The organism is Parabacteroides provencensis (genome assembly GCF_900232875.1).
Lineage (GTDB): Bacteria > Bacteroidota > Bacteroidia > Bacteroidales > Tannerellaceae > Parabacteroides > Parabacteroides chinchillae.
The window spans coordinates 900,001-916,286 of the sequence record NZ_LT960488.1; the positions used below are offsets into that span (position 1 = coordinate 900,001).

Genomic DNA, 16,286 nt, shown 5'->3' on the forward strand with positions numbered 1-16,286 from the left:
TTGACACTGTACTATAATTAGTACCGCGTCGGGCTGATATATCTTCAGCTTTGCTCTACTTTACTTTATTCTTTTGTCCATCATGTCAAAGATCTTTTTTCAGTTGACAGGTGACAAGGGACAGTTGACAGTTTAATCAACTATACTCTTGCGGTGTGTCGAACTTTTTGGTGGAGAATAACGGATTCGAACCGTTGACCCTCTGCGTGCAAGGCAGATGCTCTAGCCAGCTGAGCTAATCCCCCCTTTTTTTCTTGAGATTTTTTTTGTAGTCCCAGGCAGAGTTGAACTGCCGACCTCTACATTATCAGTGTAGCGCTCTAACCAACTGAGCTATAGGACTGTCAACTTTGCCTCGATTACTCTCAGCATCATTTTTCTCTCTTTCTCTACCTAAAGGACAAACATGGACACTATATCCATACTTATACCCTCTTGTGAGTAAGATCATATATTTTAATACATAGCAACCGTAGTACAAGTAAAGAACTTAATACCTGAGTCTTTACTTCTTCAGAGATCCGTCGCTCCAGAAAGGAGGTGTTCCAGCCGCACCTTCCGGTACGGCTACCTTGTTACGACTTAGCCCCAGTCACCAGTTTTACCCTAGGCCGATCCTCAACGGTTACGGACTTCAGGTACCCCCGGCTCCCATGGCTTGACGGGCGGTGTGTACAAGGCCCGGGAACGTATTCACCGCGCCATGGCTGATGCGCGATTACTAGCGAATCCAGCTTCACGGAGTCGAGTTGCAGACTCCGATCCGAACTGAGACATGGTTTGGAGATTTGCATCACATCGCTGTGTAGCAGCTCTTTGTCCATGCCATTGTAACACGTGTGTCGCCCCGGATGTAAGGGCCGTGCTGATTTGACGTCATCCCCACCTTCCTCACAGCTTACGCTGGCAGTCTCACTAGAGTCCTCAGCTTGACCTGTTAGTAACTAGTGATAAGGGTTGCGCTCGTTATGGCACTTAAGCCGACACCTCACGGCACGAGCTGACGACAACCATGCAGCACCTCGTAAAAAGCTATTACTAGAAAACCAGTTTCCTGGTCGGTCTTCTTACGTTCAAACCCGGGTAAGGTTCCTCGCGTATCATCGAATTAAACCACATGTTCCTCCGCTTGTGCGGGCCCCCGTCAATTCCTTTGAGTTTCACCGTTGCCGGCGTACTCCCCAGGTGGATTACTTAACGCTTTCGCTGTAGAGCTTACAATATATCGCAAACTCCTAGTAATCATCGTTTACTGCGTGGACTACCAGGGTATCTAATCCTGTTTGATACCCACGCTTTCGTGCTTCAGTGTCAGTTATGGTTTAGTAAGCTGCCTTCGCAATTGGAGTTCTGCGTGATATCTATGCATTTCACCGCTACACCACGCATTCCGCCTACCTCAAACATACTCAAGACGCCCAGTTTCAACGGCAATTTTATGGTTGAGCCACAAACTTTCACCGCTGACTTAAACATCCACCTACGCACCCTTTAAACCCAATAAATCCGGATAACGCTCGCATCCTCCGTATTACCGCGGCTGCTGGCACGGAGTTAGCCGATGCTTATTCAGAGGGTACATACAAAACAGGACACGTCCCGCACTTTATTCCCCTCTAAAAGAAGTTTACAATCCATAGAACCTTCATCCTTCACGCGACTTGGCTGGTTCAGGCTCTCGCCCATTGACCAATATTCCTCACTGCTGCCTCCCGTAGGAGTTTGGTCCGTGTCTCAGTACCAATGTGGGGGACCTTCCTCTCAGAACCCCTATCCATCGCCGACTTGGTGAGCCGTTACCTCACCAACTATCTAATGGAACGCATGCCTATCTATCAGCAATAAATCTTTAACAAATATTCCCATGCGGGACCCCTGTTTTATGCGGTATTAGTCCGACTTTCGCCGGGTTATCCCACTCTGATAGGTAAGTTGCATACGCGTTACTCACCCGTGCGCCGGTCGTCAGCGGGATATTGCTATCCCCTGCTACCCCTCGACTTGCATGTGTTAAGCCTGTCGCTAGCGTTCATCCTGAGCCAGGATCAAACTCTTCGTTGTTAATTTGTTTTTTATACCTTTGCTCAGAATCTCTAAATCTATTAAGTAATTGACGGTATTATTATTCTTTAAACAAACATCAATGTCTGTATAATACTTGTACTACTTGTTGTATGTAAATCTTTCAAAGAACTCGTTATACACCCGCTTTTTAGCGAACGTGGATGCAAAGATAAAACTTTTTATTTATTAGCTCCAAATGTTTTCGGAACTTTTTTGATAAAAATATTGTTCTATATCTATTCTCCATTCATTCTCTCTCGAATGCGGATGCAAAAGTAATGCTCTTAAACATATATTCCAAACTTTATGACAACTATTTTCCTAAACTGAACAAAGCGCACAACCTAATTATCATAACAAACGGAAGTTACATCATGAAAAAAAATTATAGGATTCGTTATCACTAAATCTATACGATTTATTTATATATATAATGTACGGGATTACCTAATAAGCTTAATACATTCAAAAAATCAGAAAATAAATCATCCCGATGATTTAAAAAAAAGATCGGGATGATTTTATTATTTCATCGGGATGATTGGAATAAACAGCCTATTGCATTAACTCCGTAACAACCGACAGCATTTCAACCCTCTTTCTGCGACATAAACCCCACTTAAAATAAATACAGACCCAAATAAACCGACTATCGTAATTATCTCGTCTATCACAATAGCAGATGTTATCAATGTAACCAAAGGTACTATATAAATATAATTCGTCGTACGAACTACCCCTAATTGCTTAACTGCCGTATTCCACATAATATAACAAAGCATAGATGCTACCAGGCCTAAAAACAACAAATTCAAACAAATCACTGGTTGCACTAAAACGTGCCAATCCGTCTGAATAGGTTTAAACAAAAACATCGGAAGCAGGGTGATAATTCCATAAAAGAAAACTTTGCGCGTAACAAACAACACAGGATACCGGGAACCCATTCTCTTCAGGATCAAGCCATAGAAAGCCCACATCAGTGCAGCAATCAAAGTCAGAACATCTCCTACAGGATTGATTTTCAGAATAAAACTTCCATTAAAGACCACCAAGGCTACCCCCACAAAGGCGATCAGTGATCCCCATATCAATTTACGATCCAGCTTCTCTCCTTTCGTAAAAAGAAAAGTAAGCAATGCCGTAAGAATGGGAGCTGTACATAATATTAATGATACATTCGAGGCCAACGTAATCCCCAATGCCGTATTTTCTGATACGAAATATAAAGAACCGCCACACAATCCAGCCATCACAAACAACAATTCATCCTTATAGTTTCTTGCCAAAATTTTACGCGGAGCAACAAACCACATAGCCACATAGGCCAATGCAAAACGATATAACAATATTTCCATTGGTGATAATCCATAAGAAAGCAATATTTTAGTAGAAACGAAAGTGGTTCCCCAAACAATTACCGTAACAATAGCTATCAAATGATAGAACCACATTCCTCTGACCTCTCCCATAATAATTCATTTTTCGTCGCAAAGATATAACTTAAACATTCCCGGACAGGAGATAAGCCCGGAAATTAAAACAGAAAAAAGAAACTTATTTTCCCCGGTTATTGTTTTATAAATAAAATATCCAGAATATGAGTTTCAACATCCCTCAAACAGATAAAAAACGTATTGTAATTATTGGCGGAGGATTTGGCGGATTGCAACTAGCAAATAAATTAAAAAATACGAATTTCCAGATTGTACTTATCGATAAAAACAACTATCACCAATTTCCTCCTCTATTATATCAGGTAGCGTCATCCGGATTAGAATACAACTCGATCTCTTTTCCTTTCCGGAAAATCTTTTATAACAGAAAAAATTTCTATTTCCGCCTGGCTGAAGTAAATAGTGTTATTGCGGAAAAAAATCTGATTATAACCTCTATAGGAGAACTCACATACGACTACTTAATATTGGCAGCAGGAACTACAACCAACTTTTTCGGCAACAAAGCAATTCAGGCAAATTCTCTCCCTATGAAGACAATAGAGGAAGCTTTGCTTCTACGGGATACCCTTTTACTTCATCTCGAAAAAGCTGCTATTTGCACGGATCCAGAAGAAAAACAAGCCTTTCTGAACGTAGTTATTGTGGGAGGGGGAGCAACAGGGGTGGAAGTAGCCGGTGCTTTATCTGAAATGAAACGTTTCGTATTGCCTAAAGACTATCCCGATCTGGGAAAATTCAATATGAATATCTATCTCATAGAAGCTTCTCCCAAGTTACTGGGAGTAATGTCAACTAAAGCATCTTCCAACTCCAAACGTTTTTTGGAAGACATGGGCGTCAATATACTATTAAACAAAAAAGTTGTCGACTACAAGGAGGGCAAGGTTATATTGGATGACGGAGAAACAATTGCAACCAAAACTCTTCTTTGGGTCAGCGGAGTAAAAGCCGTACATTTTCAAAATATAAACGAAAACCTGCTGAGCAGAGGAGGACGTATTATAGTAAATGAATTTAATCAGGTAAAAGGTATCCCTAATGTGTTTGCAATCGGAGATATCTGTTACCAGACAGAAGAACAATATCCGAACGGACACCCCCAGGTGGCCCAAGTGGCTATTCAGCAAGGAGCTTTACTGGCAACCAATATCCAACGGATGGAAGCCGGGAAGGAACCGGTACAATTTCATTACAAGAATTTAGGAACACTGGCAACAATAGGAAGAAACAAAGCTGTTGCCGACTTGAATAAAATAAAACTGCAAGGATTCACGGCCTGGCTGGTATGGATGTTTGTACACCTCCGCTCAATCCTCGGAATTAAAAACAAACTGGTGATACTAATTGATTGGATATGGAATTATTTCACATACGACCGGTCTATGCGCTTCATCCTGTTTATAGGCAAACGAAAACAGGATGAATAGCATAAACTATCAGTAAATCTATAAATTATAAGTCAAGGTAAGCCATGCAACCCGGGCATCGCGGTTACGCTTTTGCGTCATCTGCAGATTTTCTGTATCAATAACCGTAATCTCTTCCAACGTATCAAAAATATTATTGATACTTAAGTTTGCACGTAATTTACGATGTATAAAATAATGCGACAATCCTGCATTTACACTATAATGGCTTTTAATTTTACCTTGCGGAGTAAGCTGGTCTGATATAAAAAAGCCATCAACCTGAAATTCCGTATTCCGCGTAATATTTACATTTACATTCCCTTTTATATCCCAACAAGTAAGAGACTTCTTTACATTGTCATACCCTATCATCCGACCATCTATTTCATCGCGATAAACATCACCGGACAGGCCTACAGATACATTTTTAAACGGACTCCAATTCATCGAAATATCAAACCCAACAGTCTGGCTGTTACCGACATTATCTTTCATCCAGATAGTCTCGTCGTTTACCTGAGAGGCAGCCTCCATTATACGGTTCGTCCTGTTTCGATAATAAAGAGCCGGAGACAGACGAAAATTTAACACAGTCAACTGATAACCCAGCTCCAGTGTATGAATAAACTCATCCTTCAAATCAGGATTTCCTTGTGATATATGTGTCACATCACTATTATCCAGGAATGAACTTAAATCCGAACCATCAGGACGAATCACACGTTGCTGATAACTAAAAATCAATTGATTGTTCTTTCCCATCTGATAAGAAAAACGAGCGCGCGGATATAAATGAAAATAAGTATTGTCCGTTTTCAGACCTACATTCACAGAATTTGAGGAATTTACCCAAAACGGGCTAAACTCTTCCATAGTTTGTTTATTTACTTCGACATGCAATCCAACCTCAGCTTCAAAATCATTCCACTTTCTCTCCAGAGAGGCATATAGCAGATTTAAGGAACGGTGAAACCGGTAATTATATATTTTCTGATCGTTTGAAACCCAATTACCATTAATTTTTTTATTTGCATCCGTATCATAATTTTCCACTTTAGACCGGCCTATATATCCAACGTTGAATATCCAGTTTTCAGAAAACGGAAGGCTATATCCGGCACTCCAGTAATAGTTATGCTTCTTCCTGTTAAAAAACTGATTATCTTCGGCTACTATTTTCCCGCTTTCGGGGTTTTCATTCTTGAAATCATTATCTTCATTATATATAAAGTTATTATAATTGAATACAGTATAAAGATTACTGTTATTAGAAAAGCGGTGGTTCCAGTAAGCCTCGGCAGCATAAGCTTCCTGTTTTTGATCATTATAACGATTACGTATTACATATTTCAATTGCTCTCCCTGTGGATTGAATACGCGATTATTGATACGTCCGTAACGGCTATAATCCATTAAATAATATAAACCGTGAATAGTGATTTGGTCTTTGGATGAAAGATCATAACCAACTTTTAAATCAGCTAAATGAACATCCGGACGTGCAACTGCATTGTTATTCATTTCCGTACGATTCTTTAAAGTTGCTGTAGATTTACTAAATGTACGTTCGCGATACTCCTTGCGGTAATTATATTTCGCCGTTATATGAAATTTGGCCGGATGGAGATTTAATATGGCTCCGGCATTATATCTTTCATTCCAACCTGCGCCTAATGTCACAATCAAGGGAGAATCGTTCTTTCCAAACATGGCAGATGACAAATTCAGGACTCCCGCATCACCATCAGGTACCAAATTTACAGGAGGAAACTGACCCAGCGATATCTTGTTAAAAAACAGAGCCGGTAATTGAATTAAGGCATCACCGCTATATTCTTCCAACAATCCATAAGGTATACCATCTATTAACATTCCCGGTTTATCCGCCCCACGAAAGGTTACTCCTCCTTCCATATCCGTTATTAATGAGGGTATTTGTCGAAATGCTTCAGCAGTAGTGCCCGTCATGCTAGTCAAATTATCCTCAACCTGCAACTTTTTTATTTCTCCACCACTAATACCGGCAAAACGTTTGCCTTGTACGTCAATGTTTTGTATAAACAATGTTGTATCTATGAGTGTCTGGGAAAACAATTGTTGGCCTAATAAGATCATAGCCGGAAGTAGTAATTCTTTTTTCATATTCTTTATTCCGATAGGTATATAAACAAAAAAAGTCTGTATGCAAAACATACAGACTGTCCTTTCTTAAACTGATACTGAAATTATTCAGCAGGAGCAGCTTCAACAGCAGCAGTAGAATCTGCAGGAGCAACTTCTTCAGCTTCAACTGATTCTTCTACAACAGGAGCAGCTTCAACTGTTTCAGTTTCTGCTACAGTTTCTTCTGTAGTTTCTGCAGATTTGTTACCACAAGATGTGAATGATACAGCTGCAATAACAGCAGCAAATGCAACTAACTTTTTCATTTTGTCTTTAATTTAAACGGTCTATAATATCTCTTTGTTGTAAAACGATGCAAATGTATGTATTAATCATACATGTTGTACAACATAAGTCACTTTTTTTCAAAATATTTTCAGCCACACTTATAAACTATTGATAATCAATATTAGCTAATTTATTAATAGTTACTATACAGATATCTTTTAATACTTTTCTTCGGAGTTTTTTCAAATTCCATAGGATAAAGCTGTAGCTCGGATACCGCTTCATAAGGGGCTAGCAGCTTGTTTAACTCTATCCTGTTTTGTTCCATAATAACAGGCAGGTCTTCATGTGAAATACCAGTACTGTCAACCGTATCATAATCAGGATAAACCAAGCCCACCAATTTTCCGTTTTTCTCGATCACAATACTTTCCATTACAAACGGAAGGTTATTCAATTTAGACTCTATCTCTTCCGGATATATATTCTGACCACTGGAACCTAGAATCATCGTTTTGCAACGCCCACGTATATATATACGGTTATCATGGTCGATTGTTCCCAAGTCTCCGGTTTTCAACCAGCCGTCTTCGGTAAATATCTGATCTGTTGCTTCCTCGTTTTTATAATATCCTTTCATCACATTTTCACCACGCACCTGTATCTCTCCTACCTTATTATAGGGATCATCTGAGTCAATACGCACTTCCATAATTCCCTTCAGTACCTGCCCACATGAACCCGGCACATACTCGTTATTATGATCATAGCTGATAAGCGGAGCGCATTCGGTCATCCCATAGCCAATCGTAAACGGAAATTTGATTTTATATAAAAATTCCGTTACTTCCTGATTCATGGCTGCCCCGCCAACAATAACTTCCCGGAAACGTCCTCCCATGGCATCCACCAAATGTTTACGAATCTGAGCATAAATCCTTCCATCCAACAAAGGAATACTCAAAGCAACCTTCATTGTTGTTTTACTCAATTGCGGAAGAATCATCTTTTTATAAATCTTTTCCAATATGAGCGGGACTGTCAAAATTAAGTTCGGCTTTACCTCTTCGAAAGCTTTCAGTAAAATTTTAGGTGAGGGAACTTTTCCTAATAGATAAACATGCGCACCTACCGCCATCGGTACCAAAAAGTTAAAGGCACAACTATAAGCGTGTGCCAGTGGAAGAAAACATAATTCGCGATCGCCGCGGAACAATAAATCCAACGTTTTAGCATAAGTTACATTTCCGGCCAGATTGTTTCCTGTTAGCATGACCCCCTTGCTAAAGCCGGTTGTACCGGAAGTATAATTCAGCAACACTACCTTATCATTATCCAGTTCGGCATATTTAATATCTTCCTTTTTAAAACCTTCCGGATATTTTTCAGCCATTTTTTCATCTATACATTTCAGTAACTTCTGAATAGATTCCCCGTCACGCTGATGCAAACAACGGAAATCTGATAATGAAAATACTCCCCGAATCTCTTCTATTTTTTCCTCTTCCAATGTGTCCCAAATACGGTCACTTACAAACAGAAATATTGATTCGGAATGATTTATTATATGATGTACGTCATTCGGATTGAAGTCCTGCAAAATAGGAACAATAATAGCTCCATACGTAACAGCTGCCATATAGACTATACACCAGCGTGCACTGTCTTTACCTATCAAAGCAATTTTATCACCACGGCGTACCTGGCAATTTTCAAACAGAAGATGTATTTTAGCTATTTCCGTAGCCACATCACCAAACGTAAAACTAGTTCCTTTACCATAATCGGTTAATGCCGGCAACGCCCAGTTCTCTCTAAAACTCTCTTCGTAAATCTTGATGAAATTTTCTTTTATCATAGCACACACTCGTGAATTTTGTGCAAAAATAAAGACAATCAAAGAAATACACAAATGAAAAAGAAAATATCCGATAGACTATGAAACACAAGAAAATGACAAAAACCGGTCATCATCCCGATAGAACGATAGCATGCAAAGCGTCTGTTTTCCTAATATTTTCATTATATTTGCCGAATAATTCCACAAGAATGATAGACAAAAGTGTTTTCGAAAATAAAATAGCAGCTTATTACACTTTAGGATGTAAACTTAATTTTGCAGAAACCTCCACGATCGGCAAAATGCTGGCTGAACAAGGAGTACGAAAAGTACGCTCAGGAGAGAAAGCTGACATTTGTGTTGTTAATACTTGCTCCGTAACCGAATTGGCAGATAAAAAATGCCGTCAGGCTATCCGTAAGATCAGTAAACAACATCCCGGAGCTTTCATTGTCGTAACAGGATGTTATGCCCAGCTAAAGCCGGAAGAGGTAGCACATATTGAAGGAGTAGACCTTGTTCTGGGTGCAGAACAAAAACTGGACATCCTCCAATATTTAGATAACCTGAAGAAAAAAGAAGAAGGAGCCATTATCGCTTCCCAATCCAAAGACATACGAGTATTTTCTCCATCATGCTCTGCCGATGACCGTACCCGTCATTTTCTAAAAGTTCAGGACGGATGCGACTACTATTGTTCTTACTGCACAATACCGTTTGCACGGGGACGAAGCCGTAACGGAACTATTGAAAGCATGGTTGCACAAGCTAAAGAAGTTGCGCAAAAAGGAGGAAAGGAAATTGTACTTACCGGTGTAAACATCGGAGATTTCGGAAAAAGTACAGGAGAAACATTTATCGACCTAATTAAAGCATTAGATGATATAGACGGTATTGCCAGATACCGGATTTCTTCAATCGAGCCTAATCTGATCACAGACGAGGCTATCGAATTTGTAGCTTCCAGTAAACGTTTCGCCCCACATTTTCATATACCTTTGCAAAGTGGCAGCGATAATGTTTTACAGTTAATGCGGCGGCGATACGACACGGCGCTTTTCCGTCATAAAATAGAAAAGATAAAAGAAATTATGCCGCATGCATTCATTGGTGTAGACGTAATTGTTGGAACCAGAGGAGAAACTGACGAGTATTTTGAAGAAGCCCGTATGTTCATAGAAAGTCTGGATATATCTCAGTTGCATGTATTCAGCTACTCGGAACGACCAGGTACACAAGCTCTCAAAATAGACTATGTAGTAGATCCGAAAACCAAGCATGCGCGTAGCCAAAAGCTTCTGGATATATCAGAGAATAAACTCCACTCCTTTTATGAAAAACATATAGGAAAAGAAGCTAATGTTTTATTCGAACATACCCGAAAAGGAGGTATGATGCACGGATTTACAGAAAACTACATTAAAATAGAGATACCATACAACATATCTCTAGTAAACAAAACAAACCAAGTCATACTGGACAATTGGAATAAAGAAAAGACAGCTCTGACTTGCCGGTTAATATAAGCAACAAACAACAAATAGTTATGTTAACTAAACTACTATACACTATTATATACATACTGGTAAAGCTATTGGCCATTTTTCCGATGTGCTTGCTTTATCTATTATCAGATATCCTGTATTTCTTTATCTATAAAGTTATAAAATACAGGCTCAAAATCGTACGAGGAAACATGAAAGCCTCTTTTCCTGAGAAATCTGAAGAAGAACTCCTTCAACTGGAAAAGAAATTCTACCACCATTTCGCAGATTACATCGTGGAAACTATCAAACTTGCAGATATTCCTCTGGAAGAATTACAACGTCGCGCATATATTAAAAATCCGGAACTAATCGACCAGTTAATGAAAGAAGGATTCACATGTGTCATTATGCTTATGGGACATTACGGAAACTGGGAATGGTTTTCAGGATCAACCTCCCGCTTCGACAGTGTGTCTCTTTATCAAATATACCGCCCGTTGAATAATGTTGCGGTAGACCGGTTATTTATTAAATTACGTACGCGTTTCGGTTCTTTCGGCATAAAAAAGAGAGATGCCGTACGCGACATTATTAAATTGAAACAAGATATGACCCGCAGTCTGGTCATTTTCATTGCAGACCAAACTCCTAGCGAAGCAAATCTTCATTATTGGACAAACTTCCTGAACCAGGATACTCCTATGCTAACCGGTCCCGAACGAATTGCGCAAAAATTGAATCTTCCTGTTGTGTTCTTAGATGTGGAACAGGTAAAACGAGGCTACTACACAGTAAATTTCACACTTCTGACAAAAATACCCAAAAAGACTCCCGAATTCTGGATTACCGAAGAATATGCCCGCCTAATGGAAAAATCAATCTTAAGAAATCCGGCTTATTGGTTATGGACACATAAACGTTGGAAATACAAACGACATACAGAACAACAAATAAACGAGAATGGCAAACAAGCAACAGAACAATGAAAAATAATCCGCACGTTAAAAAAGTTTCTGTCGTAATACTGAATTGGAATGGAGCAAAGTTAATGGAAAAATTCCTGCCATCCGTTATCACCCATACTCCACCGGAAATAGCAGAAATCGTAGTTGCCGACAATGGATCCACCGATAATTCGTTAGAGATGCTGGCAGACCGGTTTCCATCAGTCAGAGTTATCCCATTTACTACAAATCACGGATTTGCAGAAGGTTACAACCAGGCTCTCAGATATATTGACAGCGAATATGCCGTGCTACTGAACAGTGATGTAGAAGTAACCCCAAATTGGCTGGATGCACCTGTTTCCACCCTCGATTCCGACAAGAATATAGCTTGTGTGCAGCCAAAGATCAAAGCCCAACTTAATAAAGAATATTTTGAATATGCCGGTGCAGCCGGAGGCTATCTCGATATATACGGTTATCCATTTTGCAGAGGACGCATGCTACACTTGGTAGAAGAGGATTCCGGGCAATATGATACACCGGCCGATATACTTTGGGCTACCGGAGCATGCTTATTTATAAGAACCAGCATATACAAGGAGGAAGGCGGGCTGGATGCAAAATTCTTTGCTCATCAAGAAGAGGTCGATATGTGCTGGAGACTCCGTTGCCGTGGCTATCGTCTTGTATGTAATCCCCAATCTGTTGTATACCATGTAGGAGGAGCTACTCTCAGTGTAGAAAGTCCCAGAAAAACATTTCTCAATTTCCGTAACAACCTACTGATGTTATATAAAAATCTGCCGGAAAATAAATTAAGGCACGTTATGCGTATTCGTTTCTGGTTAGATTACATTGCAGCAACCAAGTTCCTGTTAAGCGGACATCCGAAAAATGCACATGCAGTATACAAAGCACGAAAAGAATTTTATCAGTTAAAAGCATCCTACTTGCCAGTTCGCAATGAGAACCTGGCTAAAACGACATTGAAGGAAATTCCGGAACTGATGCGTAAAAGCCTGATCGTGCAATTCTACCTAAAAGGTAAAAAGGCCTATAGTGACTTAAAGCTATATCAGCGTTAAAAAAGCACTTTTAAGCAAACGACTCTTTCATTATATCTACAAGGATAGGACGAATACCACTAACGAAACATTCTACTGCAATAACCATCAGTATAAGTCCCATAAGACGCATCATCACGTTATTGCCTGTTTCCCCTATCATCTTCACTAAACGGGTAGAAGCTCTAAGAATAAGAAAAGTTATAAAGTACACCAGAGCTATAACGCCTATTAATATACCCTTCAACATATATGTATTGGCATCATCCATCAGCATAATTCCGTTTGCTATAGCTCCCGGGCCACAAAGCATCGGAATAGCCAAAGGAGTAATGGAAATATCATTTGCATACGTCCTGACTTCCTCTTCCTTCAACTTGGCATTGGAATAACGTGCCTGCAGCATATCATAGCCGATTTTAAAAATAATAAACCCTCCGGCTATACGAAAACCATTTGTAGAGATACCGAAGAACTTAAAAAGAAACTGGCCGGAAAAAGTAAATACCAGCAAAGTAATAAAAGAAACGATAGTTGCCCTTCTCACAATGTCCTGGCGTTCCTGATTATTCATGCCATGCGTCATTGTCAGAAAAACAGGCATAGTGCCCAATGGATTCGTCAATGTAAAAAAGGAAGTAAAGCACAATAAAGCAAAAGGCAACAAAGTTTCCATAATAAATTACATTTCAATAATGTTAATAAACAAAGCATCAATGACGCAATATACAAACGCTTTACAAACATACATATTTATCGGTAGATATATTGCGTCATTAATTATATAATCGGATTATTCGTCCCAAACAAGATAAGCAGATACCAACCAATGGTTTAGTTTGTTATTCTCGACAGGTTGTGCATCCGGTATGCTTACTGTAAACGTATGCTTTCCGGGTTGAATATTTACCAACTCAACCTCTTCGGGCATCACATCCGAACCCGGACACCAATTTGAACGGGAAAAATCAGACGAACCGACCGGCTCTTCCACCTCTTTCTCTGCATATCCTTTATCTGTAATATAAGAAGCCAAACGTTTTTTTAACCAAACACCTGTTGCCGGATTAAAACGCCTAAAAGAAGCACAGTCCGTACGCCAGGGAATAAAGTCAAGCACCGGTTTCCCGTTTACAGAGACAATATTCTGTTTCTGTACAAACTCGTCACCGCCCGAATGTCCTCCATGACCGGTAACAATATATTTCAAACGCACATTTCTGGCATTGGATGGGATTTCAAACTCTGTGGAAACATCTTTACGGGCAAAAATATCAAGGTAAGCCTGCCCCATATAATATACCGTATTCATAAGAGGTTCTACATGTTTGCGCGGTAAAACATCTTCGGCAACAGCAGACTCATGTACCTCTATCGTCATGCTGGCAACATATCCCTCCGGAGTCCAGCTATCAATAAATATACCAACATAAGCTCCCCCCTGCAATAAGGGATAAAGATCAGTAATGTTTTGTTCCCAACTCACACTATCTGCCCAATGATCTATATAGACAGGCTTCCGGTGCTTTGTCAGACTATCGTCCGGGCTACTGAAATGTCCCACACCAAAGGGTGTCATAAAACGCATTAATTCTACAGTCGGCAAATAATCATTACCCCGAACAATACCAATCATATTTTCAAGCTTTGTGCTATCTACTTCAGGGAAATGCTTTTCTCCCCTGGCTATGTTCAATAAGTTTATACCTGAAGCATTGGGCAACACAAAACATGAACCGGACTTATCCCAGCGATCACCATTAGAAGCAACCGTAACACGGAGAGTAATATCAACATTCCGCTTATAGTCGGGCAATGAAATTTTTCTCAAAATAATACGTCCGTTAACCAGATGGTAAACACTATCCGCACCCGGAGCGTTATAAGCACCCGGATACTTGTTCGGATCAAAACAAACAGGAGTATCGTTGAATATCCTGACTGTATAATTTCCCATGGCAGGCAATTCTTTTCGTCCGCATGATGATGCCAACAACAGAAGCCCCGTTAAAGAAATAGCAAAGGCAATTTTCTTAATTATCATTATTATGTTTAGAATTTAGTAAGCTCTTTTATTAATTGCTTTTGGCCTATACTTTTATCGGCATGCGTACAAGGTCCCGTTACACAACCTCCTTCACAAGCCATTACCTCTATAAATTGTGCCGGAGCTTTACCCGTTTTAGCATAAGCACGCAAAAGAGCGACGTTTTTCTTATTCAGATCCGAAACTTGTACGGCGTTTACATTTCCGCCTTGCAAATATACTTTGACTGCATTAATAACTCCGCCACTCTGGGCAAACCCATGTGCTTCGCGAACTGAATTGTATAAAACGGAAAAAGGCTTAGCCTCCTCTATCTTAATATCCAGCCCCGTCAGTACAGAACCGACTTCTTCGAAGGTCATTATAAAATCCACACACGCGTCCATCTTGACCTCTTTGCGTTTAGCTACACAAGGACCGATAAAAACAATCTTTGCGTTCGGATATTTCTTTTTCACAAGACGCGCCGTATAATACATAGGCGAACCTGTAGAAGAAATATATTTCTTCAAATCGGGGATATGTTTTTCAGCCAACTGGACGTATGAAGGACAACAACTGGTGGTCATAAAAGGTTGCCCTTCTTTTAACTTCTCAACCAACTCTTCCGCCTCATGGCTGGTTGTCTCCATGGCCCCTTGCGCAACTTCTACAACTTCGGCAAAACCTAATGCCTTAATTGCACCATATACGTTTTCTATAGGAGCACTAAACTGAGCAAGAATAGAAGGTGCTACTATAGCAATCATTTCTTCTTTGTTCCGCAAGCGTTGTAATATATCGAATACCTGGGATATCTCAAATATAGCACCAAACGGGCACGCATTCACACATTTCCCACAATAGACACACTTGGTTTCATCTATATGCTCCACTCCATATTCGTCTTTGTTTATGGCCTTCACCGGACAAACTTCTTCGCATGGAATAGGAATGTAAACAATGGCATGATAAGGACAACTTTGATGACATTTGCCACAACTTATACAAGTATCATGATCAATCTCGGCCTGCCCGTTTTTCTTAAAACGAATTGCATCTTTAGGGCAATTCATATAACAACTACGGGCCACACATCCACGGCAAAGATTCGTTATCTCGTAATTAACAGAGACACAGGATGAGCATGCTTCGTCTACCACACACATGATATTTTCTTTCAGGTTCTCCGAACGTAGTAAAGCCCGCTTCGCATACTCGGAAAGAGGAGTCAGTTCGTCCACTTCATCCTTCATGTCAAAACCAAGGAGAGGAAGCGTCTTGTATTTCCAAACCGCCCGCTCTTTATGTACACAGCAACGCCCCATAATCTTTGACTTACGGGGAGATAATTCAATAGGTAAACGATCTATTTCGTCCAATAGACGGTTTTCTTTCCAGAGCTTCACTAACTTCGCCAATAACCCGTGGCGAACAATCATTACATTGTTGGTAAATGCCATAATCTATATCATTTGTGCTTTTGAAATGCAAAGATAATGTTAACTGCCCAGACTTACCTAAATTCTGCCGAACAAAAAACGAACTTATAGTTATGACTTTTCGAAATCATTACTATGAACCCGGAAAATCATAAT

Annotated in this window: 11 protein-coding genes, 2 tRNA genes and 1 rRNA gene; 4 read left to right on the top strand and 10 right to left on the bottom strand. The window is 39.9% G+C overall.

Going from position 1 to position 16,286, the window contains the following annotated elements; all coding sequences use genetic code 11:
- Window positions 1–168 precede the first annotated feature (168 nt).
- From CTY47_RS03965 to CTY47_RS03980, 4 genes are all read right to left on the bottom strand, one after another.
- Window positions 169–245, bottom strand: a tRNA-Ala gene (locus CTY47_RS03965).
- Window positions 246–269: 24 nt separating this feature from the next.
- Window positions 270–343, bottom strand: a tRNA-Ile gene (locus CTY47_RS03970).
- Window positions 344–533: 190 nt separating this feature from the next.
- Window positions 534–2,061: ribosomal RNA gene (locus tag CTY47_RS03975) — 16S ribosomal RNA — on the bottom strand.
- 566 nt (window positions 2,062–2,627) lie between these two features.
- On the bottom strand, window positions 2,628–3,536 hold the full coding sequence (locus CTY47_RS03980; RefSeq protein WP_099463522.1) for a DMT family transporter: 909 nt from the start codon (window positions 3,534–3,536) through the stop codon (window positions 2,628–2,630).
- 128 nt (window positions 3,537–3,664) lie between these two features.
- Here CTY47_RS03980 and CTY47_RS03985 point away from each other — a divergent pair, with 128 nt between their 5' ends.
- Window positions 3,665–4,951: an NAD(P)/FAD-dependent oxidoreductase gene (locus CTY47_RS03985; RefSeq protein ID WP_099463523.1), complete on the top strand. Its 1,287-nt coding sequence runs from the start codon at window positions 3,665–3,667 to the stop codon at window positions 4,949–4,951.
- A gap of 18 nt (window positions 4,952–4,969) precedes the next feature.
- Here CTY47_RS03985 and CTY47_RS03990 read toward each other — a convergent pair whose 3' ends face one another.
- The 3 genes from CTY47_RS03990 to CTY47_RS04000 all read right to left on the bottom strand — a co-directional run bounded on the left by CTY47_RS03990 (window position 4,970) and on the right by CTY47_RS04000 (window position 9,182).
- On the bottom strand, window positions 4,970–7,075 hold the full coding sequence (locus CTY47_RS03990) for an outer membrane beta-barrel family protein (RefSeq protein WP_099463524.1): 2,106 nt from the start codon (window positions 7,073–7,075) through the stop codon (window positions 4,970–4,972).
- Window positions 7,076–7,158: 83 nt separating this feature from the next.
- On the bottom strand, window positions 7,159–7,362 hold the full coding sequence (locus CTY47_RS03995) for a hypothetical protein (protein WP_099463525.1): 204 nt from the start codon (window positions 7,360–7,362) through the stop codon (window positions 7,159–7,161).
- Between the two features lie 155 nt (window positions 7,363–7,517).
- Window positions 7,518–9,182 (bottom strand): AMP-binding protein, encoded by a 1,665-nt coding sequence (locus tag CTY47_RS04000; RefSeq protein ID WP_099463526.1) that lies wholly within the window; start codon window positions 9,180–9,182, stop codon window positions 7,518–7,520.
- Window positions 9,183–9,373: 191 nt separating this feature from the next.
- Between CTY47_RS04000 and mtaB the strand changes: the two genes are divergently transcribed.
- Genes mtaB through CTY47_RS04015 form a run of 3 tightly spaced genes read left to right on the top strand, consistent with a single transcriptional unit; the run spans window position 9,374 to window position 12,683 of the window.
- Window positions 9,374–10,690 carry a tRNA (N(6)-L-threonylcarbamoyladenosine(37)-C(2))-methylthiotransferase MtaB gene (gene mtaB, locus CTY47_RS04005; protein ID WP_099463527.1) on the top strand — a complete coding sequence of 439 codons (1,317 nt, stop codon included), beginning with the start codon at window positions 9,374–9,376 and terminating at the stop codon, window positions 10,688–10,690.
- 20 nt (window positions 10,691–10,710) lie between these two features.
- Window positions 10,711–11,637 carry a lysophospholipid acyltransferase family protein gene (locus tag CTY47_RS04010; RefSeq protein WP_099463528.1) on the top strand — a complete coding sequence of 309 codons (927 nt, stop codon included), beginning with the start codon at window positions 10,711–10,713 and terminating at the stop codon, window positions 11,635–11,637.
- Window positions 11,634–12,683 carry a glycosyltransferase family 2 protein gene (locus CTY47_RS04015; protein ID WP_099463529.1) on the top strand — a complete coding sequence of 350 codons (1,050 nt, stop codon included), beginning with the start codon at window positions 11,634–11,636 and terminating at the stop codon, window positions 12,681–12,683. The genes CTY47_RS04010 and CTY47_RS04015 overlap by 4 nt, the downstream gene beginning before the upstream one ends.
- A 10-nt stretch (window positions 12,684–12,693) precedes the next feature.
- On the opposite strand, the gene CTY47_RS04020 is transcribed toward CTY47_RS04015, so the two are convergent.
- The 3 genes from CTY47_RS04020 to CTY47_RS04030 all read right to left on the bottom strand — a co-directional run bounded on the left by CTY47_RS04020 (window position 12,694) and on the right by CTY47_RS04030 (window position 16,151).
- Window positions 12,694–13,338 (bottom strand): MarC family protein, encoded by a 645-nt coding sequence (locus CTY47_RS04020; protein WP_099463530.1) that lies wholly within the window; start codon window positions 13,336–13,338, stop codon window positions 12,694–12,696.
- Window positions 13,339–13,455: 117 nt separating this feature from the next.
- Window positions 13,456–14,706: a PNGase F N-terminal domain-containing protein gene (locus CTY47_RS04025; RefSeq protein ID WP_199163390.1), complete on the bottom strand. Its 1,251-nt coding sequence runs from the start codon at window positions 14,704–14,706 to the stop codon at window positions 13,456–13,458.
- Between the two features lie 8 nt (window positions 14,707–14,714).
- Complete coding sequence (locus tag CTY47_RS04030) at window positions 14,715–16,151, bottom strand: monomeric [FeFe] hydrogenase (RefSeq protein WP_099463531.1); 1,437 nt, start codon at window positions 16,149–16,151, stop codon at window positions 14,715–14,717.
- Between the last annotated feature and the right edge of the window lie 135 nt (window positions 16,152–16,286).